General features: G+C 43.4%; 21 protein-coding genes and 1 other annotated feature. Of the genes, 18 read left to right on the top strand and 3 right to left on the bottom strand.

Annotation, left to right across the window (positions count from 1 at the left end):
* The first annotated feature begins 25 nt into the window (after positions 1-25).
* From MHB62_RS05975 to MHB62_RS05990, 4 genes are all read left to right on the top strand, one after another.
* Positions 26-1,087, top strand: coding sequence for a carbamoyl phosphate synthase small subunit (locus MHB62_RS05975; RefSeq protein WP_032721333.1), 1,062 nt, complete (start codon positions 26-28; stop codon positions 1,085-1,087).
* Positions 1,080-4,172, top strand: coding sequence for a carbamoyl phosphate synthase large subunit (locus tag MHB62_RS05980; RefSeq protein ID WP_032721335.1), 3,093 nt, complete (start codon positions 1,080-1,082; stop codon positions 4,170-4,172). The genes MHB62_RS05975 and MHB62_RS05980 overlap by 8 nt, the downstream gene beginning before the upstream one ends.
* The gene (argF, locus tag MHB62_RS05985; protein WP_032721338.1) at positions 4,160-5,119 is read left to right on the top strand and encodes an ornithine carbamoyltransferase; all 960 of its coding nucleotides are present in this window, start codon (positions 4,160-4,162) and stop codon (positions 5,117-5,119) included. Before MHB62_RS05980 ends, argF begins: the two co-directional genes overlap by 13 nt.
* A gap of 85 nt (positions 5,120-5,204) precedes the next feature.
* A complete protein-coding gene (locus tag MHB62_RS05990; protein ID WP_003245356.1) occupies positions 5,205-5,384 on the top strand; it encodes a YjzC family protein in 180 nt (59 codons plus the stop codon).
* A 45-nt stretch (positions 5,385-5,429) separates the two neighbouring features.
* Here the strand turns inward: MHB62_RS05990 and MHB62_RS05995 are convergent, their stop codons facing one another.
* Positions 5,430-5,615, bottom strand: a complete 186-nt coding sequence (locus MHB62_RS05995; protein WP_029317607.1) for a YjzD family protein — start codon at positions 5,613-5,615, stop codon at positions 5,430-5,432.
* Between the two features lie 248 nt (positions 5,616-5,863).
* Between MHB62_RS05995 and MHB62_RS06000 the strand changes: the two genes are divergently transcribed.
* The 4 genes from MHB62_RS06000 to comZ all read left to right on the top strand — a co-directional run bounded on the left by MHB62_RS06000 (position 5,864) and on the right by comZ (position 8,486).
* The gene (locus tag MHB62_RS06000; protein WP_032721340.1) at positions 5,864-6,598 is read left to right on the top strand and encodes a hypothetical protein; all 735 of its coding nucleotides are present in this window, start codon (positions 5,864-5,866) and stop codon (positions 6,596-6,598) included.
* An 81-nt stretch (positions 6,599-6,679) separates the two neighbouring features.
* Positions 6,680-7,237 (top strand): hypothetical protein, encoded by a 558-nt coding sequence (locus MHB62_RS06005; RefSeq protein ID WP_032721343.1) that lies wholly within the window; start codon positions 6,680-6,682, stop codon positions 7,235-7,237.
* Between the two features lie 89 nt (positions 7,238-7,326).
* Positions 7,327-8,280: a transcriptional regulator Med gene (med, locus tag MHB62_RS06010; protein ID WP_032721344.1), complete on the top strand. Its 954-nt coding sequence runs from the start codon at positions 7,327-7,329 to the stop codon at positions 8,278-8,280.
* A 14-nt stretch (positions 8,281-8,294) separates the two neighbouring features.
* On the top strand, positions 8,295-8,486 hold the full coding sequence (comZ, locus tag MHB62_RS06015; protein WP_003224559.1) for a ComG operon transcriptional repressor ComZ: 192 nt from the start codon (positions 8,295-8,297) through the stop codon (positions 8,484-8,486).
* Positions 8,487-8,515: 29 nt separating this feature from the next.
* Here comZ and yjzB read toward each other — a convergent pair whose 3' ends face one another.
* On the bottom strand, positions 8,516-8,755 hold the full coding sequence (gene yjzB / locus MHB62_RS06020) for a spore coat protein YjzB (RefSeq protein WP_003232972.1): 240 nt from the start codon (positions 8,753-8,755) through the stop codon (positions 8,516-8,518).
* Between the two features lie 164 nt (positions 8,756-8,919).
* Between yjzB and fabH the strand changes: the two genes are divergently transcribed.
* The 9 genes from fabH (at position 8,920) to MHB62_RS06065 (ending at position 18,778) form a co-directional block, all read left to right on the top strand.
* Positions 8,920-9,858 carry a beta-ketoacyl-ACP synthase III gene (gene fabH, locus MHB62_RS06025; protein ID WP_003232971.1) on the top strand — a complete coding sequence of 313 codons (939 nt, stop codon included), beginning with the start codon at positions 8,920-8,922 and terminating at the stop codon, positions 9,856-9,858.
* A 22-nt stretch (positions 9,859-9,880) separates the two neighbouring features.
* The gene (fabF, locus tag MHB62_RS06030; protein WP_003244890.1) at positions 9,881-11,122 is read left to right on the top strand and encodes a beta-ketoacyl-ACP synthase II; all 1,242 of its coding nucleotides are present in this window, start codon (positions 9,881-9,883) and stop codon (positions 11,120-11,122) included.
* Positions 11,123-11,197: 75 nt separating this feature from the next.
* A complete protein-coding gene (locus MHB62_RS06035; protein ID WP_032721346.1) occupies positions 11,198-11,983 on the top strand; it encodes a DUF2268 domain-containing protein in 786 nt (261 codons plus the stop codon).
* Positions 11,984-12,174: 191 nt separating this feature from the next.
* On the top strand, positions 12,175-13,161 hold the full coding sequence (gene appD / locus MHB62_RS06040) for an oligopeptide ABC transporter ATP-binding protein AppD (protein WP_003232965.1): 987 nt from the start codon (positions 12,175-12,177) through the stop codon (positions 13,159-13,161).
* A complete protein-coding gene (appF, locus tag MHB62_RS06045; RefSeq protein WP_404978348.1) occupies positions 13,158-14,147 on the top strand; it encodes an oligopeptide ABC transporter ATP-binding protein AppF in 990 nt (329 codons plus the stop codon). Before appD ends, appF begins: the two co-directional genes overlap by 4 nt.
* Before the next feature lie 87 nt (positions 14,148-14,234).
* Complete coding sequence (locus MHB62_RS06050) at positions 14,235-15,866, top strand: peptide-binding protein (protein ID WP_003245082.1); 1,632 nt, start codon at positions 14,235-14,237, stop codon at positions 15,864-15,866.
* Positions 15,867-15,941: 75 nt separating this feature from the next.
* Entirely contained in the window at positions 15,942-16,892 is a 951-nt protein-coding gene (gene appB / locus MHB62_RS06055) for an oligopeptide ABC transporter permease AppB (RefSeq protein WP_003245828.1), read from the top strand.
* A gap of 16 nt (positions 16,893-16,908) precedes the next feature.
* Positions 16,909-17,820, top strand: a complete 912-nt coding sequence (appC, locus tag MHB62_RS06060; RefSeq protein WP_003232961.1) for an oligopeptide ABC transporter permease AppC — start codon at positions 16,909-16,911, stop codon at positions 17,818-17,820.
* Positions 17,821-18,025: 205 nt separating this feature from the next.
* Positions 18,026-18,778 carry a YjbA family protein gene (locus MHB62_RS06065; protein WP_003239298.1) on the top strand — a complete coding sequence of 251 codons (753 nt, stop codon included), beginning with the start codon at positions 18,026-18,028 and terminating at the stop codon, positions 18,776-18,778.
* 34 nt (positions 18,779-18,812) lie between these two features.
* Here the strand turns inward: MHB62_RS06065 and trpS are convergent, their stop codons facing one another.
* The gene (gene trpS, locus MHB62_RS06070; RefSeq protein WP_015483084.1) at positions 18,813-19,805 is read right to left on the bottom strand and encodes a tryptophan--tRNA ligase; all 993 of its coding nucleotides are present in this window, start codon (positions 19,803-19,805) and stop codon (positions 18,813-18,815) included.
* Between the two features lie 58 nt (positions 19,806-19,863).
* Positions 19,864-20,078 (bottom strand) — a binding site (T-box leader).
* Between the two features lie 471 nt (positions 20,079-20,549).
* Here trpS and oppA point away from each other — a divergent pair.
* Entirely contained in the window at positions 20,550-22,187 is a 1,638-nt protein-coding gene (oppA, locus tag MHB62_RS06075) for an oligopeptide ABC transporter substrate-binding protein OppA (RefSeq protein WP_003232957.1), read from the top strand.
* Positions 22,188-22,240 lie beyond the last annotated feature (53 nt).

Genomic DNA, 22,240 nt, shown 5'->3' on the forward strand with positions numbered 1-22,240 from the left:
TATTCATCAAGAGGTGGGCTGTTAGATGGAAGGTTATTTAGTGTTAGAAGATGGGACATCGTTCAGCGGCGAGCTGGACGGTCATGAAAACTGCACGGGAGAAGCTGTTTTTTTCACAGGAATGACAGGCTACCAGGAAGTGCTGACAGATCCATCATATAAGGGACAGATTATTGTATTTACCTACCCGCTGATTGGCAACTACGGCATAAATGAAAAGGATTTTGAAAGCAAGAAACCGCAAGTAAAAGCCGCGGTTGTCTATGAGGCGTGTGATCACTTTTCTCATTATGAAGCGGTATACAGCCTCAAGGAGTATCTACAGAAATGGAATATTCCGCTGTTAACCCATGTTGATACGAGGGCTGTCGTGAAGAAAATCCGGGCAAACGGGACGATGGGTGCGACAGTCACAGCCTCTAAAGAAGGAGCTGAGATTGCTCTTCAACCAGAGAATGTGGCAGAGCAGGCTTCCGCCCAGGAAATCAGCACATTCGGCGACGGGAATAAACATATCGCTCTCATTGATTTTGGCTATAAAAAGTCAATCGCATCATCACTTGTCAAACGAGGCTGCAAGGTTACCGTGGTGCCATACCAGCAAATGGAGGCCGTATACAACATCAAACCCGATGGCATTGTGCTATCGAACGGACCTGGAGATCCGAAAGCAATCCAGCCATATTTAGGAAAGATCAAAAGCATCATCAGCCGCTTTCCGACTCTCGGCATTTGTCTCGGACATCAGCTGATCGCGCTCGCGTTCGGAGGGAATACTTTTAAGCTGCCATTCGGACACAGGGGAGCTAATCATCCGGTCATCGACCGTGAGACGAAACGGGTCTTTATGACAAGCCAAAACCACAGCTATGTGGTTGATGAACAGTCGATTAATGAAGAAGAGCTCACGATCAGGTTTCATCATGTCAATGATACGTCAGTTGAAGGGCTTGCCCATAAAAAACTGCCTGTCATGAGTGTTCAATTCCACCCGGAAGCCCATCCCGGACCTGCGGAAAGCGAATGGATTTTTGATGATTATTTAAAGAATGTGATACCAGCAAGGAGAGAAATCGCGCATGCCTAAAGACACCAGTATTTCAAGCATATTAGTAATCGGCTCAGGCCCGATCATTATCGGGCAGGCGGCAGAATTTGATTATTCAGGCACTCAAGGGTGCATCGCGCTGAAGGAGGAGGGCTACCGGGTGATTCTCGTCAACAGCAATCCGGCGACAATTATGACCGATGAAGCCTTCGCTGATGAAATTTATTTTGAACCTCTGACAGCAGAAAGCCTGACAGCCATCATTAAGAAAGAACGGCCTGATGGGCTTCTTGCCAATTTAGGCGGTCAGACCGCATTGAATTTAGCGGTGGAGCTTGAAGAAACGGGTGTTTTAAAAGAGCACGGCGTCAAACTCCTCGGCACATCCGTTGAAACGATACAAAAAGGAGAAGACCGGGAAAAATTCCGTTCGTTAATGAATGAATTAAAACAGCCCGTGCCGGAGAGTGAAATTGTTGATAACGAGGCCGATGCCCTCCATTTTGCGGAATCCATCGGTTTTCCTGTTATTATCAGACCGGCTTACACATTAGGCGGAAAGGGCGGAGGAATCGCCCCTGATAAAGAAGCCTTTACAGCTATGATTAAGCAGGCGCTATTAGCAAGCCCGATCAATCAATGCCTTGTCGAAAAAAGCATTGCCGGCTTTAAAGAAATTGAATATGAAGTCATGCGTGACAGCAATAACACATGCATTACCGTCTGCAATATGGAAAATATCGATCCGGTCGGCGTGCATACAGGTGACTCTATTGTTGTGGCGCCGTCACAAACATTGACAGACGAAGACTATCAAATGCTGCGGACAGCAAGTCTGACGATCATCTCAGCACTTGATGTTGTAGGCGGCTGCAACATTCAATTCGCGCTTGATCCATTCAGCAAGCAATATTACGTCATTGAAGTGAATCCGCGTGTAAGCCGGTCATCGGCTCTCGCGTCTAAAGCGACCGGTTATCCGATTGCGAAGATGGCCGCGAAACTGGCAGTCGGATACACCCTTGACGAGCTGAAAAATCCGCTCACAGGGTCGACTTACGCAAGCTTTGAACCGGCACTGGACTATGTGATCGTCAAATTTCCGCGCTGGCCGTTTGATAAATTCAAAAACGCAGACCGCAAGCTTGGCACAAAAATGAAAGCCACCGGTGAAGTGATGGCGATTGAACGGAATTTAGAAGCAGCGATACAAAAGGCAGCCGCGTCGCTTGAATTAAAAAATATCGGGACACACCTTCCAGAGCTCAGCGGGTTGTCAATTGGTACGCTATGGGATTTGGCAATCACTCCGGATGACCGCAGATTTTTCGTTGTCATGGAGCTGTTGAGCCGCAGCGTCTCGATTGATGACATCCATGAAAAAACAAAAATTGATCCGTTTTTCCTTCATACCTTTGACAACATCATCAAATTGGAAAACCGCCTGATGGAAGCAGGGAGCGATCTCTCTTTTGAATTATTGAAGAAAGCAAAGGAAAAGGGATTCTCAGACGCAACGATTGCCTCACTGATCGGCAAAACAGAGGAAGAGGTGCGCGCGCTTCGCAAGGAGATGGGCATTACGCCTTCCTTTAAAATCGTAGATACATGCGCGGCAGAGTTTGATGCGAAAACAAACTATTTTTACTCCACATATTTCGGAGAAACCGATGGAGACATCAGCCGCAAAGAGAAAAAACGCGCGCTCATTATCGGATCAGGCCCGATTCGGATCGGCCAAGGCGTTGAATTTGATTACAGTGCTGTTCACGGTGTGCTGACACTGCAAGAGCTTGGATTCGAAACCATCATGATTAACAATAACCCGGAAACGGTCAGCACCGATTATGAAATTGCGGACCGCCTGTATTTTGAACCAATGACAACGGAGCATATTGTAAACGTGGCGGAGCAGGAAAATATTGATTTTGCAATTGTGCAATTCGGCGGCCAAACTGCAATCAATGCTGCTGAAGCGCTCGAAAAAGCCGGCATTACTCTTCTTGGCACATCATTTCAAACGCTCGACGTGTTAGAGGATCGGGATCAATTCTATCAGCTTCTTGACGAGCTGGGATTGAAGCACGCAAAAGGAGAAATTGCTTATACAAAAGAAGAAGCCGCTTCAAAAGCGAGTGAGATCGGCTATCCGGTGTTAATCCGCCCATCTTACGTTATCGGCGGAATGGGCATGATCATTGTTGACTCGCAAGCCCAGCTTTCTCAGCTGCTGAATGATGAGGACAGCATGCCATATCCGATTTTGATTGATCAGTATGTGTCTGGAAAGGAAGTCGAAATTGATTTGATTTCCGACGGCGAGGATGTCTTTATCCCGACATATACCGAGCATATTGAACGGGCAGGTGTCCATTCAGGGGACAGCTTTGCCATTCTTCCCGGGCCGTCCATCACGAGCGGGCTGCAGCAGGGCATGAAAGATGCGGCACAAAAAATTGCCCGAAAACTTTCATTTAAAGGCATCATGAACATTCAATTTGTGATCGACAATGGAAACATACTCGTTCTTGAAGTGAATCCGAGAGCGAGCCGCACGGTTCCTGTCGTCAGCAAAGTAATGGGCGTTCCGATGATTCCGCTCGCCACACGACTGCTGGCGGGAGCGTCCTTAAAAGATCTAAATCCGGCAGTTCAAAATCATCATGGAGTTGCCGTGAAGTTCCCTGTTTTTTCTTCTCATGCGATCCAGGATGTGGATATCAAGCTTGGGCCGGAAATGAAATCAACGGGAGAAGGCATGTGTGTCGCATATGATTCTAACAGCGCCTTGAAAAAAATCTATACAAGAGTCTGGAGTCAAAAAGGAAGCATTTATTTGCAAAACGTTCCGGAAGATGTGCAGGAGTTAGCAGAAAACGCAGGTTTTACCGTTCATGAAGGGGCATTTGCCTCTTGGATGGAACAGGAAGGGAAATCGCTCCACATCAATCTGAGCGGTTCTGAAGAAGCACGCAAAGAACGTTTGGAAGCCATGACGCACGGCATCCCCGTCTTTACAGAAGAAGAAACTGTGCGGGCGTTTTTACAAAGCGGTTCAGGCCATCCGCAGCCTGTATCTCTCAAAGACCTCTATAAAAAGGAAGTGGCAACATGCACACAGTGACGCAAACCAGTTTATACGGAAAAGATTTATTAACGTTAAAGGACCTTAGTGAAGAGGATATAAACGCCTTGCTCGCAGAAGCCGGTGAGCTGAAACAAAACAAAATTCAGCCTATATTCCATGGCAAAACCTTGGCGATGATTTTTGAAAAATCATCAACGCGGACCCGTGTTTCATTTGAAGCGGGCATGGCGCAGCTCGGCGGGAACGCCCTCTTTCTAAGCCAGAAAGATCTGCAGCTGGGGCGCGGTGAGACTGTCGCTGATACGGCAAAAGTGCTGTCAGGCTATGTGGATGCCATCATGATCCGGACCTTTGAACATGAAAAGGTGGAGGAACTTGCCAAAGAAGCTGACATTCCGGTGATCAATGGACTTACCGATAAATACCACCCATGCCAGGCGCTGGCGGATCTCTTGACGATTAAGGAGATAAAAGGGAAGCTTAAAGGCGTAAAAGTCGCATACATCGGTGACGGAAATAACGTGGCGCACTCCTTGATGATCGGCTGCGCGAAAATGGGCTGTGATATCTCGATCGCTTCGCCAAAGGGATATGAAGTGTTAGATGAAGCAGCTGAAGCGGCAAAAACATATGCACTTCAATCCGGATCTTCTATCACGCTGACAGATGATCCGATTGAAGCTGTAAAAGACGCGGACGTAATTTATTCTGATGTGTTTACAAGCATGGGGCAGGAAGCGGAAGAGCAAGAACGTCTTGCTGTCTTTGCGCCTTATCAGGTGAATGCGGCGCTGGTCAGCCATGCCAAGCCTGACTATACATTTTTACATTGTCTCCCTGCGCATCGCGAGGAAGAAGTGACTGCGGAGATTATTGACGGGCCGAACTCTGCAGTGTTCCAGCAGGCGGAAAACCGTCTTCATGTGCAAAAAGCATTGCTGAAGGCCATTTTATACAAAGGGGAATCATCAAAAAACTGCTGAGCCAAACTCAGCAGTTTTTTTGATGGGAACATATTCACAGCCGCTTAGGCGCATACTACAGCAAAAAGGAAAAGGAGGAAAAACAGTGGGACAGCAGCACCAATTCCGGCCCGGACAGAAAGCGCCTAATAACGGTGTCTACGTAGAAATCGGCGAGACAGGGAGCATGGTTAAAAACCCTCAAAAGGTCCATCTGTCAGCAGGGGAAATGTTCCCCGAAACATCAAACCACAACCGGCTGTGGACCTACAAAAGAAAGCCGTGACCACTAAAAAACCCAAAACAATAAATGTTTTGGGTTTTTGGCTTTTTAATGCTGGCTTGCATTTTTGTTCATAGGCATGATTTCTGCTAAAACAATGATTAAGACATACAGTACAACAGCAATGACAGATGATGTTTTGAAATTATACGTAACGCTGTTCATGCTTGCAACCAAGTAGCATGCCATATGTGATAAAAGGAACGTCCAAATAAAGGCAATAATATATCGCACGTTTCCACCTCGTCCTTCTCATTCTATTCTAAAAGTTATCATACCATACAAAAAGCGAAGGGGGAATCCAATTTTAGCAGAAAGTGAGGTGACAAAAGAGTCTGATTCGTCACACTTTAATGGTAAAATATAAAACGTCAATCAGTATAATAGCCAAAAATGTAAAAGGCTAGGACTTTACCTTATTCGTTTCTTTTCTGTTTACATAAGATAGCGTGAGATGAAGTGTGAAAGGAGGCGGGCAAGCGATGGGAATAACGGAAAGATACTTTCAACTGGGAACGGAGCATAATGTCATTCATCTGCCCTATCGCCCGAACGGCTTCGGCATCTTTATCTTGGGGGACAGAACCCACTTTGTCGGACATGATTCAAGCTTTTGGCAGCAGCATTATGGCAGAAATCAGCTTCTGAGCATGTTGATGAATGAAGGATATACTCTTTTTAACAGCAATCTGTTCGGAAGGCATTGGGGGGCGGAAAAAGCAGTCACCTATGCCAAACAGCTGATACATTCTGTGCTGAAGCAGGAAATCCTCAATCCGAAGATTCATATTTTAGCAGAAGGCATGGGTGCTCTCGTGGCCGATGAACTGCTTCGTTTTTCCCCGGATCATATCCGCTCAGCCGCAATGTTGAATCCTTGTCTCGATCTTCAGGCACATTATGAATCGGAAAAAGAAAATAAATTTTTCTATAAGCAATTTTTGAAAGAAGTTTCGAAAAGCTACGGAATTTCTGAAAAAGAAGCGGAAGCGCTTCGTTATAAAACAATTCAAAGCTACCCGAGCGGCGTACCGGTTCATATATGGCAGCGTATGACCGGAGCTCCATATCCCTACAGTGTACATGCAGAAGTTTTCAAGGAAAAACAGCAAAAGCAAGGCTCACCGGTCGACATGACATTTCATTTATTTGAGCATCCAAGCAGAATTTATGCATCAATTTGCAAATTCTTTCACAGTCATGAAAAAGAATTATAGAGAATATAATGACAACAGCCTTCTCTTTTGCGGAGGCTGTTTTGTTTTGGGAAATGAAAAACCGGAAGGGCGGCAGATGCAATGGAATCAACGCTGATTGTAGGTGCGGACGAATTTTTCGGCCTTTCATTATGTGAGCGAATGATGGATGAAGGCATACATGTTGACGTTGTTCTGGCGGAAACAGAAGATAAAATGAGACAAATGTACTTAGAAGAAAGACTCATGTGGCTTGGGAGAAATGAACTCTTTCGCCAGCTTGAACACATTGGAGATCAAAAGTATGATACAATTTGTATCCAGTTCGGAAGTTTTTTGCCTTTAGACCAATGTGATTCTCCTTATATTTTAGTATATGAAGAAGACCGCAAAGAATGGGAAAAACGTGAAAAAACAGGCTCGGAAAAAACCGTGATCCTGCCGAAAATGTATGGGCCATGGAAAGAAGAAACAGAGGAAGACGGCTATTACACAAACGACGTCGCTGACGAGTTGCTGAGATTCCTGTTAGAACCAAGCCGTCATAGCAAAGATCAGCTTTTTGAATTGCAAGTCACAGAGAAAATCTCAAAAGAAGAAGCAAAAACAAAAATTATCGAGTGGAAAAGACAATTTTCATCAATTTTCGACAAATATTAAGAAAAACCTTCCATGTTTCGAGTTTTCTAGATACAATAAACGTATAAAAATAAACATGTTATAGCTTGTCAAAAGGAGTTGAACATGACTTGATCACAAGGCTTGTCATGATCTTTTCTGTCCTCCTTTTATTGAGTGGATGTGGACAAACTCCGTTCAAAGGAAAAATTGAGAAGGTCGGCATGCTCTTTCCTGATACGATTAATGACCTCGTATGGGGCACAAAAGGGTATAAAGGATTACTGAATATACAATCCAAATACAATGTGGACGTCTATTATAAAGAAGGCGTTAAAACAGAAGAAGATATCATAAATGCGATTGAGGATTTTCATAAGAGGGGCGTCAATCTGCTCTACGGCCATGGGAGTGAATATGCTGAGGTGTTTAACTTGGTCGGCGAAGATTATCCAGATATGGAATTCGTCATTTCCAATGCGAAAGCGAAAGCTGATAATGTAACGAGTGTCCATTTTAGCGGGGAAGCAATGGGCTTTTTTGGAGGAATGACTGCTGCCCATATGTCGAAAACGAATCAGGTCGGTGTAATTGCTTCCTTTACGTGGCAGCCTGAGGTTGACGGTTTTATCAAAGGGGCCAAGTATGAAAATCCGGATATAGAGGTAAATACGAAATATACGGATCATTGGGATGATGATACAACAGCAGTAAAGCTTTATCAGAAAATGAAGAACGAAGGCGCGGATGTTGTGTATCCCGCCGGAGACGGGTATAATGTTCCTGTTATTCAGCAAATCAAAAAAGACGGTCTTTATGCCATTGGCTACGTCACAGATCAATCGGATCTGGGCGAGAATACCGTATTAACCAGCACGGTGCAAAATGTGGACAAGGCCTATGAAATCATTGCTGAACAATTTAATAAAGGCAACCTTGAGGGCGGCGATCATTACTACGACCTGAATACGGGAGTCGTTGAGATGGGAACATTCAGCCCGCTCGTCGACAAAGACTTTCAGCAAAGAATCGCCAAGCTGATCAAAACATACAACAAAACAGGCGAGCTGCCAAAAAACGAGTAATGGAGTGACGTCACATGCAGCACGAAAAATCACTTGAATTCTTGCAAATTGCCATGAAATATCTCCCTGAAGCGAAAGAACAGCTTGAGAAATCAGGCATTGAGCTCTCAATGGAGGCCATCCAGCCGTTTATGAATCTATTTACAACGGTAATGGCGGAAGCTTATGAGCTTGGCAAGTCTGACGCTAAATCTGAAACAGAATAAGAAGAAGCCACTTTTTTGAAAGTGGCTTTTCACATGATTTTCTTTTTAATAGCGGAGAGCATGGGCGCAAGCTCCTTTAAAGCAGGCTTGATTTGATCAAGAGAGTTCATAATTGAACCGATTTGGTCCATAATATGCATGTAATTAATCGTCTCTTCGTCGTTTGTCTGAGAAACCTGAGAAACTTCCTCTTGCTGTTCCTCCTCCTTCTCTTCTGTTGGTTTTGCTGCATCGCCGAACATCATTCTTGAAAACACATCCAACTGCATACGCCTCCTTTCCATATACCATACTCTATGAGTAAGATGAACTGATAGTTTAGACGAATATATTGCCATGTGAAAAAAAATAGGATAGAATTAGTACCTGATACTAATAATTGATCACAACCTGATTGATCTTCTAAATTTAAGATATAAAGGAGTCTTCCCTTATGAAAGCTGGAATACTTGGTGTTGGACGTTACATTCCTGAGAAGGTTTTAACAAATCATGATCTTGAAAAAATGGTTGAAACTTCTGACGAGTGGATTCGTACAAGAACAGGAATAGAAGAAAGAAGAATCGCAGCAGATGATGTGTTTTCATCACATATGGCTGTTGCAGCAGCGAAAAATGCGCTGGAACAAGCTGAAGTGGCTGCTGAGGATCTGGATATGATCTTGGTTGCAACTGTTACACCTGATCAGTCATTTCCTACGGTCTCTTGTATGATTCAAGAACAGCTCGGCGCGAAGAAAGCGTGTGCTATGGATATCAGCGCGGCTTGTGCGGGCTTCATGTACGGGGTTGTAACCGGTAAACAATTTATTGAATCCGGAACCTACAAGCATGTTCTAGTTGTCGGTGTAGAGAAGCTCTCAAGCATTACCGACTGGGAAGACCGCAATACAGCCGTTCTGTTTGGAGACGGAGCAGGCGCTGCGGTAGTCGGGCCAGTCAGTGATGACAGAGGAATCCTTTCATTTGAACTAGGAGCCGACGGCACAGGCGGTCAGCACTTGTATCTGAATGAAAAACGACATACAATCATGAATGGACGAGAAGTTTTCAAATTTGCAGTCCGCCAAATGGGAGAATCATGCGTAAATGTCATTGAAAAAGCCGGACTTTCAAAAGAGGATGTCGACTTTTTGATTCCGCATCAGGCGAACATCCGCATCATGGAAGCTGCTCGCGAGCGTTTAGAGCTTCCTGTCGAAAAGATGTCTAAAACTGTTCATAAATATGGAAATACTTCTGCCGCATCCATTCCGATCTCTCTTGTAGAAGAATTGGAAGCCGGTAAAATCAAAGACGGCGATGTGGTCGTTATGGTAGGGTTCGGCGGAGGACTAACATGGGGCGCCATTGCAATCCGCTGGGGCCGATAAAAAAAGGTGAGGTGCACACAAGATGACTAAAAAAAGAGTAGTTGTTACAGGACTTGGAGCATTATCTCCACTTGGCAACGACGTCGATACAAGTTGGAATAACGCAATCAACGGTGTGTCCGGAATCGGTCCGATCACTCGTGTTGACGCTGAAGAATATCCGGCAAAAGTTGCCGCTGAATTAAAAGATTTTAATGTTGAAGATTATATGGATAAAAAAGAAGCCAGAAAAATGGACCGCTTTACACAATATGCGGTTGTGGCTGCGAAAATGGCGGTTGAAGATGCAGATCTTAACATTACCGATGAGATCGCGCCGAGAGTCGGTGTTTGGGTAGGCTCCGGTATCGGAGGACTTGAAACACTAGAGTCTCAATTTGAAATCTTCTTAACAAAAGGCCCAAGACGGGTAAGCCCGTTTTTCGTGCCAATGATGATTCCTGACATGGCGACAGGCCAGATTTCTATTGCATTAGGAGCAAAAGGGGTGAACTCTTGTACGGTTACAGCATGTGCTACAGGAACGAACTCCATCGGTGACGCGTTTAAGGTTATTCAGCGCGGTGATGCAGACGTGATGGTCACAGGCGGAACAGAAGCGCCGCTGACAAGAATGTCATTCGCCGGCTTTAGTGCCAACAAAGCGCTGTCTACTAATCCAGATCCGAAAACAGCGAGCCGCCCGTTTGATAAAAACCGTGATGGCTTTGTCATGGGGGAAGGTGCAGGGATTATCGTTCTTGAAGAACTTGAGCATGCCCTGGCCCGCGGCGCTAAAATTTACGGAGAAATTGTCGGCTACGGCTCAACCGGAGACGCTTATCATATCACAGCGCCGGCCCAAGACGGTGAAGGCGGAGCGAGAGCGATGCAAGAAGCCATTAAAGATGCAGGCATTGCACCTGAGGAAATTGATTACATCAATGCTCACGGGACAAGCACGTATTACAACGACAAATACGAAACAATGGCGATTAAGACCGTTTTTGGCGAGCATGCGCATAAACTTGCGGTAAGCTCTACAAAATCGATGACAGGCCACCTCTTAGGAGCAGCCGGCGGTATTGAAGCCATTTTCTCTATCCTTGCCATTAAAGAAGGCGTGATTCCGCCGACAATCAATATTCAAACACCTGACGAAGAATGTGATTTGGATTATGTGCCTGATGAAGCCCGCAGACAGGAACTTAATTATGTTCTCAGCAACTCATTAGGATTCGGCGGACACAACGCAACATTAATCTTTAAGAAATATCAATCATAATCAAGCCAAACCGGCTGCCCTTAAAGGGTAGCCGGTTTTTTTTGTGTGCATAGGATTAAAAGAGGAGGCGATCACATGAGTGTAGAACAAACATATAGCTGGCTCAGGAAGGCCGGTTCAATAGATGATTTGGCGCACTACATTATCCCGCTTTTTTCAGGTGCGGAGAAAAAGAACTGGAAGGGCATTCTGGGACACCTTCAGCATCATGGGATGTTTAAAAACATAAAAGAGGGTATTCAGACGGTTTCCAAGCTGAAGGAAAAAGGTTTTTACGGACATATTCAAAAGGAAGAACAGTACCTCAAAAACAAATGGCAAGGTCCTGATGTACCAATTGTTACGCTGCCGGTTGATGAACGAAACAGGAGAATCCGTTTAGAGTTCGGATCAAAATCAGGACTCGCCTTTCAAGACAAAATGTTCCTTTTTCTTTCGTCAGATTTAGATTTTGGGTCAGTATCTGCCCTTATGACGCATGAGTATCATCACGTTTGCCGGTTAGGTCATCTGACAAAAGAGGAAAAGGATGTCACATTACTTGATACAATCATCATGGAAGGGCTGGCGGAATATGCTGTTTATGAGAGGTTTGGCCGAAGTCAAACGGCTGAGTGGACGACTTGGTATACACCGGAGCAGCTTCAGGCTTTATATGAAAAAAAGATTGCGCCCCATCGGGATATCAAACGGGATAATCGATTATTTCCCCAGCTGTTATTCGGCAAAGGATATCAGCCAAAAATGCTTGGATACGCAGTTGGATTCAATATTGTAAAAAAATATTTAACTGCCAGCAAGGTAAGCGCCGCAGACGGGCTGTCCATTCCTGCTGAGACCTTTTTGGATGCAATGCTTTAAAAGGATAAAATAATGGAATTTCATTAATAATATTACATTTATCCTAAAAAATTCTTGATTTTGCAAAATGATTGTAATAATATACAACTATAAAATTTTTCGATAATTCAATATTATTTATTATTTCTGAATAAGGGGATTGCTTTCTCTTGAAAACGTTTGACAACAAGAGGGGGGAAAGGGGAGCTAGCATGAGCACACTTTTAGAAGTGAATAATTTAAAGACATATTTTTTCAGGAAAAAGGAGCCGATCCCTGCGGTTGACGGAGTCGATTTTCACATCAGCAAAGGCGAAACCGTCGCGCTTGTAGGTGAATCGGGCTCCGGAAAAAGCATTACTTCTTTATCAATTATGGGCCTCGTCCAAAGCTCAGGCGGAAAAATCATGGACGGCTCTATTAAACTCGAAGACAAAGACCTCACCTCATTCACTGAAAACGATTATTGCAAAATCCGCGGTAACGAAGTATCCATGATCTTTCAGGAACCAATGACCTCCCTTAATCCGGTGTTAACAATCGGAGAACAAATTACCGAAGTGCTGATTTACCATAAAAACATGAAGAAAAAAGAAGCCCGTCAACGAGCTGTTGAACTCTTGCAGATGGTCGGTTTCTCCCGGGCGGAGCAAATTATGAAGGAGTACCCGCATCGGCTGTCCGGCGGTATGAGACAGAGGGTGATGATTGCCATCGCACTGAGCTGTAATCCTAAACTGCTCATTGCCGATGAACCAACGACAGCGCTGGACGTGACAATACAAGCCCAGGTGCTGGAGCTCATGAAAGATCTCTGTCAGAAGTTCAATACATCAATTCTTCTCATCACACACGATTTAGGTGTCGTGTCTGAGGCTGCCGATAGAGTGATTGTCATGTACTGCGGACAAGTCGTAGAAAACGCCACTGTTGATGACTTATTTTTAGAACCGCTTCATCCGTATACAGAAGGCCTGCTTACGTCAATTCCTGTTATAGATGGAGAGATTGATAAATTAAATGCGATTAAAGGCAGTGTGCCTACACCGGATAATCTGCCGCCGGGGTGCCGTTTTGCCCCAAGGTGCCCGAAAGCTATGGATAAGTGCTGGACAAATCAGCCTTCGCTTTTGACACACAAAAGCGGAAGAACGGTGAGATGCTTTTTATATGAGGAAGAGGGTGCCGAACAATCATGACAGCAGCTAATCAAGAAACAATCTTAGAGCTTTGTGACGTAAAAAAATACTTTCCGATCCGGTCAGGCCTTTTTCAAAGAAAAGTCGGTGATGTAAAAGCGGTGGATAGTGTTTCATTTTCGTTAAAAAAAGGAGAAACACTCGGAATCGTTGGAGAGTCGGGCTGCGGAAAATCGACTGCCGGCAGAACGATGATCAGACTGTACAAACCGACAGAGGGCCAAATTCTTTTTAAAGGGCAGGATATTTCAAATCTGTCAGAGGAGAAGCTGCGGAAGAGTGTCCGCAAAAATATTCAAATGGTTTTCCAAGATCCATTTGCTTCGTTAAACCCGAGAAAGACCCTGCGTTCCATCATAAAGGAGCCGTTTAATACGCACAACATGTATACCATGCGTGAACGAAACGAAAAAGTTGAAGAGCTGCTTGCAAGAGTAGGGCTTCACCCGTCGTTTGCCGGCCGTTATCCCCATGAGTTTTCAGGCGGCCAGCGCCAGCGGATCGGCATTGCCAGAGCACTCACTTTGAATCCAGAGCTGATCATTGCAGATGAGCCGGTTTCCGCACTTGATGTATCCATTCAGGCCCAAGTGATTAACTTGATGGAGGAATTACAGGAAGAATTTAATCTTACGTATCTATTTATCTCTCATGATCTGAGTGTCGTACGCCATATCAGCGACAGAGTCGGAGTAATGTATCTTGGCAAAATGATGGAACTGACCGGCAAGCATGAGCTTTATGACAACCCGCTTCACCCATATACCCAAGCGCTTTTATCCTCCGTTCCGGTTACAAGAAAAAGAGGATCTGTCAAACGTGAACGCATTGTCCTGAAGGGAGAACTGCCTAGTCCGGCCAACCCGCCAAAAGGCTGCGTATTCCACACAAGATGTCCTGTTGCAAAACCGATATGCAAGGAACAAATACCAGAATTTAAAGAAGCTGCTCCCAGCCACTTTGTGGCTTGTCACCTTTATAGCTAATGTTGCCCGCACAGCTTTGAGAGGGGGTATGCACACTACATAAACAACAGCTGAGAAGAACGAACATTTCAAGAGGGGGAATATCTAATGAAAAGACGGAAAACCGCACTGATGATGCTAAGTGTATTGATGGTTCTGGCCATCTTTTTATCAGCCTGCTCGGGATCAAAATCAAGCAACAGCAGCGCGAAAAAATCAGCAGGCAAACCGCAGCAAGGCGGGGATTTGGTTGTTGGTTCAATCGGAGAACCCACACTTTTTAACTCTCTGTATTCTACCGATGACGCAAGTACGGATATTGAAAATATGCTGTACAGCTTTTTAACGAAAACGGATGAAAAACTAAATGTGAAATTGTCACTCGCTGAAAGCATTAAAGAATTAGACGGCGGCCTTGCATATGATGTGAAAATTAAAAAAGGCGTTAAGTTTCATGACGGAAAAGAACTGACTGCAGACGACGTCGTATTTACGTACAGTGTCCCTTTAAGCAAAGATTACAAGGGAGAACGCGGTTCAACATATGAAATGCTGAAATCCGTAGAAAAAAAAGGCGATTACGAAGTCTTGTTTAAGCTGAAATATAAAGACGGTAATTTCTACAACAATGCGTTAGACAGCACAGCTATTCTGCCGAAACATATTCTCGGTAATGTTCCGATTGCTGATTTAGAAGAAAATGAGTTTAACAGAAAGAAACCAATCGGTTCAGGACCATTTAAGTTTAAGGAATGGAAGCAGGGCCAATATATTAAGCTCGAAGCGAATGATGATTACTTTGAAGGAAGACCGTATTTAGATACTGTGACGTATAAAGTCATTCCTGACGCAAATGCTGCCGTTGCTCAGCTGCAGGCAGGCGATATTAATTTCTTTAATGTGCCCGCCACTGACTACAAAACGGCTGAAAAATTCAACAACCTAAAAATCGTTACTGATTTGGCATTAAGTTATGTGTACATCGGGTGGAATGAAAAAAATGAATTATTCAAGGATAAAAAGGTTCGTCAAGCGCTAACAACCGCTCTTGACCGCGAGTCAATCGTCAGCCAAGTATTAGATGGAGACGGCGAGGTAGCTTACATTCCGGAAAGCCCTTTATCTTGGAACTATCCTAAAGATATAGATGTTCCGAAATTTGAGTACAACGAGAAAAAAGCGAAACAGATGCTTGCAGAAGCCGGCTGGAAAGATACGAACGGTGACGGCATTCTGGATAAAGACGGAAAGAAATTCTCGTTTACCCTTAAAACGAACCAAGGAAACAAAGTCCGTGAAGACATCGCTGTCGTCGTTCAGGAACAGCTGAAAAAAATCGGCATTGAAGTGAAAACCCAGATCGTTGAATGGAGCGCTCTCGTTGAACAAATGAATCCTCCGAATTGGGATTTTGATGCAATGGTCATGGGATGGAGTTTATCCACATTCCCGGATCAATATGATATTTTCCATTCAAGCCAGATTAAAAAGGGTTTGAACTACGTTTGGTATAAAAATGCCGAAGCGGATAAACTCATGAAAGATGCAAAATCAATCAGTGACAGAAAGCAGTATTCAAAAGAATATGAGCAAATCTATCAAAAAATTGCGGAAGATCAGCCGTATACGTTCTTGTATTATCCTAACAACCATATGGCAATGCCGGAAAATCTTGAAGGATACAAATATCATCCGAAACGTGATTTGTATAATATTGAAAAATGGTGGCTTGCAAAATAAATTTCCCTTAAAGGGGAGGGAGAGCGTTTTCTCCCTCTTCTGTTTTTAATAAGGAAAGTAAAGGGGGACAAGTATATGGCTGCATATATTATCAGAAGAACCTTAATGTCTATCCCGATTTTATTGGGAATTACGATTTTATCATTTGTTATCATGAAAGCCGCGCCCGGAGATCCGATGACATTAATGATGGACCCGAAAATCAGCCAGGCTGACAGAGAGCAGTTTATTGAAAAATACGGTCTGAATGATCCTCAGTACGTTCAATATTTAAAGTGGCTAGGCAACATGGTGCAGGGTGATTTCGGAACGTCTATTGTCAGAAAAGGAACGCCTGTTTCAGAATTGATTATGGCAAGACTACCCAATACGCTCCTGCTGATGCTGGTTTCAACGATTTTGGCTCTTATGATTTCTATTCCGTTCGGTGTCCTGTCGGCAAAGCGGCCGTATTCAAAAATCGACTATGGCATTACATTTACCTCGTTTATAGGCCTGGCTATTCCAAACTTTTGGTTTGGATTAATTTTGATTATGGTGTTATCGGTAAATCTCGGCTGGTTTCCAACTGGGGGTGTCGAGACACTGAATACCGAATTCAATATATTTGACCGGATTCATCATTTAATTCTGCCTGCATTCGTTCTAGCTACAGCTGACATGGCCGGACTGACGAGATACACGAGATCCAATATGCTTGATGTATTAAATCAAGATTATATTCGCACAGCGAGAGCAAAAGGATTTAAAGAGAACAGAGTGCTATTTAAACATGGATTGAGGAATGCATTATTACCCGTCATTACAATTTTCGGTTTGATGATTCCTTCATTTATCGGCGGATCTGTCGTTGTCGAACAAATTTTCACTTGGCCGGGATTAGGAAAGCTGTTTGTCGATTCAGCATTCCAGCGCGATTATCCGGTTATCATGGCAATGACTGTGATCTCGGCGGTTCTTGTCGTTGTCGGAAACCTCATTGCAGACATCCTTTACGCGATTGTTGATCCGCGGATCGAATATTAAAAGGAGGGAAACAGAGATGTCAGAGCTGCAAACAACTCCCTCGCCGGAGATCAGGCTGAAAGAAAATATTTCGAAAAAGCCAGAAACAATGACAAAGATTTTCTGGGAAAAATTCTCGAAAAACAAACTGGCCATTTTAGGTGCCGTTATTCTTTTTATCATTATTATGTCGGCTGTTTTCGCCCCTTTAATTGCACCTTATCCCCAAGAGCAGCAAAGCCTGCTTGATAAATATAAGGCGCCGGGCCTTGAACATCTGATGGGAACGGATAAATTTGGACGTGATATTTTCAGCCGGATCCTATATGGAGCGCGTGTCTCTTTATTGGTTGGATTTGCGTCCGTAGTCGGTTCAATTTTGATCGGAACGGTTTTAGGAGCATTAGCCGGATATTTCAGAGGAATAGTGGATGCTGTCATTATGCGTGTAGTTGACATTGTGTTATCCATTCCTGATATTTTCTTGTTGATCACGCTGGTCACCATCTTCAAGCCGGGTGTGGACAAACTGATTTTAATTTTCTGTCTCACAGGATGGACCACAACAGCACGATTAGTAAGGGGAGAATTCTTGTCGCTCCGTTCAAGGGAATATGTTCTTGCTGCTAAAACAATTGGAACAAAAACGCACAAAATTATTTTTTCTCATATCCTGCCCAATGCGTTAGGGCCGATTATCGTGTCAGCTACGCTGAAAGTAGGGTCTGTTATTCTAGCTGAATCGGCGCTAAGCTACTTGGGCTTTGGAATCCAGCCGCCAATCGCTAGCTGGGGGAACATGCTTCAAGACGCACAGAATTTCACAGTAATGATTCAAGCATGGTGGTACCCGTTATTTCCCGGGCTATTTATTTTAATGACCGTTTTATGCTTCAACTTTGTCGGTGATGGCCTGCGGGATGCGCTTGACCCGAAAAATATTAAATAAAAATGAATATAATATCTGTAATAAAATATCACCAAATCAGAAAAAAAGCAGGTCTCCTTTTGTCAGAAAATATACAAAGAGATCTGCTTTTTGTGATTCTTACATAAATCCAGTGATTCCAGATTTCCTCAATCTCTTTGGAATAATTTCTCTATCCCTTGCCTATACTGTGGACAACAGTTTTTATAAAAGTGAGGGGTTAGAGATGTTATTTCTTCATGATGTGTGGGTCAATTGGTTTGAAGGGGAAGAAAATGGCTACAATGTATGCCACTTTCACGAATGGCGCAAGGAAGATACGGTTGAGCTTTTGGATCAGGTGCCGCTGTTAAGGGTGCCGTCAGTACTGTTTCATTACATAGAAAACGATTTGTCAGAGCTTCCGAAAGGTTTGCTTGAAGACGTACATCAGAAATCGTACATTCGGAAAAATCATGAGCGGACAAAGCTTGAGTATTGTTTTGTCGTAACAGACGGAATCGGCATTTTAGCTGTCGACACGATCGGCTACACGATCCCTGTCAGAAAAAGCCGTCTGATCCCAAGACAGGAGCAGCTCGTTTATGAAATGGTAAAAGATGTAGAGCCTGAAACATATGAATTTGAGCCAAAGAAGCTGGAATCCTCTAAGGAATATCACATCTTATCATTAGCACCAGAACATGTCAGAGGACTGACTAGAAAAGAACGGCAAATTAAGCAGCTGATGTTTATGGCGCTTGACCAATTAAAAGGGCTGAAAAACCGGGCTGAAATCGGCTACTGGTACACAGAGTGGAATCCGCATATGTATGAACAAATCAAAAGGATGAGCTTTGAAGAGATTTGGGACATGCTGTATAACGAAACAATTGAAGGCTGGTCGGACAAACACCTAGCTTTTTGCGAAAACCTAATAAAAGGACAGCCTTTTTTCGAAAAGCTTTGGGAAATGGAAAACGAATCAAAGGTCAACTGAAAAAAACCGCTCTTTGCAAAGAGCGGTTTTTTGATCAGCGTCTTTTTCTTCCAAGACCCATGGCATTCTCCATTTTTTTCAGCATTTTGTTTGCTGTCCGGTTCGCCCGTTCCGCGCCTTCATCAAGAATCCGGTCTAATTCTTCAGATTCTATCAGCTCATAATAGCGGTCCTGGATCGGTTTTAATGCGTTCACCACGACTTCTGCCAAATCACCTTTAAACTCGCCGTAGCCTTTTCCTTCGTACTTTGCTTCAAGCTCTTCAATTGTCGTATTGCCGAGGATTGAATAAATTGTAAGAAGGTTGGAAACGCCCGGTTTGTTTTCTTTGTCAAATTTCACAATGCCTTCAGAATCTGTCACAGCGCTTTTGATTTTCTTTTCAAGAAGCTTCGGTTCATCCAGCAGGGTAATATAAGCTTTCTGATTTGGATCAGATTTGCTCATTTTCTTCAGCGGATCATTCAGAGACATGATGCGTGCACCGACTTTTGGAATTTTCACTTCCGGAATCGTAAAGATGTCGTTGTATTTTTTGTTGAAGCGTTCTGCAAGATTCCGCGTCAGTTCAAGGTGCTGCTTTTGATCCTCGCCGACAGGTACAAGATCCGTTCCGTACAGCAGAATATCAGCGGCCATCAGCGGCGGATACGTTAACAGGCCGGAGACGACAGCTTCATTGCCTTTGGATTTGTCCTTAAATTGAGTCATCCGCTCAAGCTCGCCGATATAGGCGACACACTGCATCATCCATCCGGCCTGCGCATGCGCGGGGACCTCTGACTGAATAAACAATGTTGCTTTTTCTGGATCAAGTCCGACAGCTAAGTAAAGCGCCGCGAGATTGCGGATATTCTTTCTAAGCTCAAGCCGGTCTTGAGGAACAGTTATCGCATGCTGGTCCACGATGCAAAAATAGCTGTTATAATCATGCTGCAGTTCGACAAACTGCTTCATTGCACCGATATAGTTGCCGAGCGTCACTGAGCCGCTTGGCTGAATGCCTGAAAAAATCGTTTGTTTCATGAAAACATCAACCTCATTTCTTAAAACATAATAAAAAAGGCTCATTCTTCCCCTGTAAAAAAGGGACGAATGAACCGTGGTACCACCCTGATTATTCCATTAAAATGAAATCACTCTGACGTTTGTAACGGAGACTGCTCCGGCTGAGCCTACTTTTTTCCAGTTCGGTCAGCTGCTCCAAAGTCCATTCCACATTGCCCGTTATCTGCTCCCAGCACCGCAGACTCTCTTCAAACAGGTGAAACGTGTACTACTCTTTTTCATAGCAAGCTTTTCTTTTGATTGCTTCATTATAAATCAATTATAACCAATTGTCATCATGAAAAAACATTCTTTTTTCCAGTAAAATTGTAATAATATAAATAACACGAGTGCTGTAAAATCCTTAAATGATAACTGCTATCAGCGTAAAAACAGGCAGATATTATATGTAAAAAGCAATATGGGCAGAAAACACATGAAAAAGTTTTTAATCAATTTATGCTTTAAATGGTAGAAGGATATTATGTTCATGGAAGAAAAACTAACGAAGTTTAAATATTTTAAATTGATAAAATAATATTGCAATAAATTATTTGTTTCATTATAATGAACTTGTTCACTCTATTGTTACAGCTTTTTTACAAAAATAATCAGAAAAGACGGAACAGAATAAAAGTTGTGGAAACTCAGGTTCATTTGTCTGATATTTCTGAGGATTTAGCCGTAAGGAGCTGAAAAATTATTATTAGGGGGTTTGCGAATATGAAAAAACGTTGGTCGATTGTCACGTTGATGCTCATTTTCACTCTCGTGCTGAGCGCGTGCGGCTTTGGCGGCAGCGGATCAAACGGTGAAGGGAAAAAGGACAGTAAAGGAAAGACGACACTTAACATTAATATTAAAACTGAGCCGTTCTCCTTACATCCGGGATTGGCAAATGATTCAGTATCAGGCGGTGTTATCCGTCAGACTTTTGAAGGATTGACACGTATCAATGCAGATGGTGAGCCTGAAGAAGGCATGGCTTCTAAGATTGAAACGAGCAAGGACGGAAAGACATATACATTTACCATTCGTGATGGTGTGAAATGGTCTAATGGAGACCCTGTAACTGCACAAGATTTTGAATATGCTTGGAAATGGGCGCTTGACCCTAATAACGAATCACAATACGCTTACCAGCTCTACTACATAAAAGGTGCTGAAGCGGCGAATACCGGAAAAGGCAGCCTAGACGATGTGGCAGTAAAAGCTGTGAATGACAAAACGCTGAAGGTTGAATTAAATAACCCGACTCCATATTTCACTGAATTAACTGCGTTCTATACGTATATGCCGATCAATAAGAAAATTGCAGAGAAAAATAAAAAGTGGAATACAAATGCCGGAGATGATTATGTATCAAACGGGCCGTTCAAAATGACGGCATGGAAACACAGCGGCTCTATTACTCTCGAAAAAAATGACCAGTATTGGGATAAAGACAAAGTCAAACTGAAGAAAATCGATATGGTTATGATCAACAATAACAATACGGAACTAAAAAAATTCCAAGCTGGCGAACTTGATTGGGCCGGTATGCCGCTCGGACAGCTTCCGACAGAATCCCTGCCGACCCTGAAAAAAGACGGTTCTTTACATGTTGAGCCGATTGCAGGAGTGTATTGGTACAAATTCAACACTGAAGCTAAGCCATTAGACAACGTCAATATCCGTAAAGCTTTAACATATTCGCTTGACCGTCAGTCGATTGTTAAAAACGTTACGCAAGGAGAGCAAATCCCGGCAATGGCTGCAGTGCCGCCTACAATGAAGGGATTTGAGGATAACAAAGAAGGATACTTCAAAGACAATGATGTCAAAACAGCAAAAGAATACCTTGAAAAAGGCCTAAAAGAAATGGGCTTAAGCAAGGCATCTGATTTGCCGAAAATCAAATTGTCTTACAACACTGATGACGCACACGCGAAAATCGCTCAAGCAGTACAAGAAATGTGGAAGAAAAATTTAGGCGTTGATGTTGAGCTTGATAACTCAGAGTGGAATGTCTATATTGATAAGCTCCATAGCCAAGATTATCAAATCGGCCGTATGGGCTGGCTCGGCGACTTCAATGATCCTATCAACTTCCTTGAATTGTTCCGTGACAAAAACGGAGGAAATAACGATACAGGCTGGGAAAATCCAGAATTCAAAAAGCTTCTGAATCAGTCACAAACTGAAACAGATAAAACAAAACGTGCAGAGCTGCTGAAAAAAGCAGAAGGTATTTTCATTGATGAAATGCCGGTTGCCCCAATCTATTTCTATACTGATACTTGGGTACAGGATGAAAACCTAAAAGGTGTTATCATGCCAGGTACTGGTGAGGTTTATTTCAGAAACGCATATTTTAAATAAGGCTACGTCTGAAAATAAAAGACCTCAAGGTATATGGGGAGAAAAGCCCCATA

Source organism: Bacillus sp. FSL K6-0255, assembly GCF_045040725.1.
Taxonomy (GTDB): Bacteria; Bacillota; Bacilli; order Bacillales; family Bacillaceae; genus Bacillus; species Bacillus subtilis.

Bases quoted from the DNA above. Each gene is read 5' to 3' on its own strand.
- MHB62_RS05975 (WP_032721333.1), top strand. From the start codon at position 26: ATGGAAGGTTATTTAGTGTTAGAAGATGGGACATCGTTCAGCGGCGAG.
- MHB62_RS05980 (WP_032721335.1), top strand. From the start codon at position 1,080: ATGCCTAAAGACACCAGTATTTCAAGCATATTAGTAATCGGCTCAGGC.
- argF (WP_032721338.1), top strand. From the start codon at position 4,160: ATGCACACAGTGACGCAAACCAGTTTATACGGAAAAGATTTATTAACG.
- MHB62_RS06000 (WP_032721340.1), top strand. From the start codon at position 5,864: ATGGGAATAACGGAAAGATACTTTCAACTGGGAACGGAGCATAATGTC.
- MHB62_RS06005 (WP_032721343.1), top strand. From the start codon at position 6,680: ATGGAATCAACGCTGATTGTAGGTGCGGACGAATTTTTCGGCCTTTCA.
- comZ (WP_003224559.1), top strand. From the start codon at position 8,295: ATGCAGCACGAAAAATCACTTGAATTCTTGCAAATTGCCATGAAATAT.
- yjzB (WP_003232972.1), bottom strand. From the start codon at position 8,755: ATGCAGTTGGATGTGTTTTCAAGAATGATGTTCGGCGATGCAGCAAAA.
- fabH (WP_003232971.1), top strand. From the start codon at position 8,920: ATGAAAGCTGGAATACTTGGTGTTGGACGTTACATTCCTGAGAAGGTT.
- fabF (WP_003244890.1), top strand. From the start codon at position 9,881: ATGACTAAAAAAAGAGTAGTTGTTACAGGACTTGGAGCATTATCTCCA.
- MHB62_RS06035 (WP_032721346.1), top strand. From the start codon at position 11,198: ATGAGTGTAGAACAAACATATAGCTGGCTCAGGAAGGCCGGTTCAATA.
- appD (WP_003232965.1), top strand. From the start codon at position 12,175: ATGAGCACACTTTTAGAAGTGAATAATTTAAAGACATATTTTTTCAGG.
- appF (WP_404978348.1), top strand. From the start codon at position 13,158: ATGACAGCAGCTAATCAAGAAACAATCTTAGAGCTTTGTGACGTAAAA.
- MHB62_RS06050 (WP_003245082.1), top strand. From the start codon at position 14,235: ATGAAAAGACGGAAAACCGCACTGATGATGCTAAGTGTATTGATGGTT.
- appB (WP_003245828.1), top strand. From the start codon at position 15,942: ATGGCTGCATATATTATCAGAAGAACCTTAATGTCTATCCCGATTTTA.
- appC (WP_003232961.1), top strand. From the start codon at position 16,909: ATGTCAGAGCTGCAAACAACTCCCTCGCCGGAGATCAGGCTGAAAGAA.
- MHB62_RS06065 (WP_003239298.1), top strand. From the start codon at position 18,026: ATGTTATTTCTTCATGATGTGTGGGTCAATTGGTTTGAAGGGGAAGAA.
- trpS (WP_015483084.1), bottom strand. From the start codon at position 19,805: ATGAAACAAACGATTTTTTCAGGCATTCAGCCAAGCGGCTCAGTGACG.
- oppA (WP_003232957.1), top strand. From the start codon at position 20,550: ATGAAAAAACGTTGGTCGATTGTCACGTTGATGCTCATTTTCACTCTC.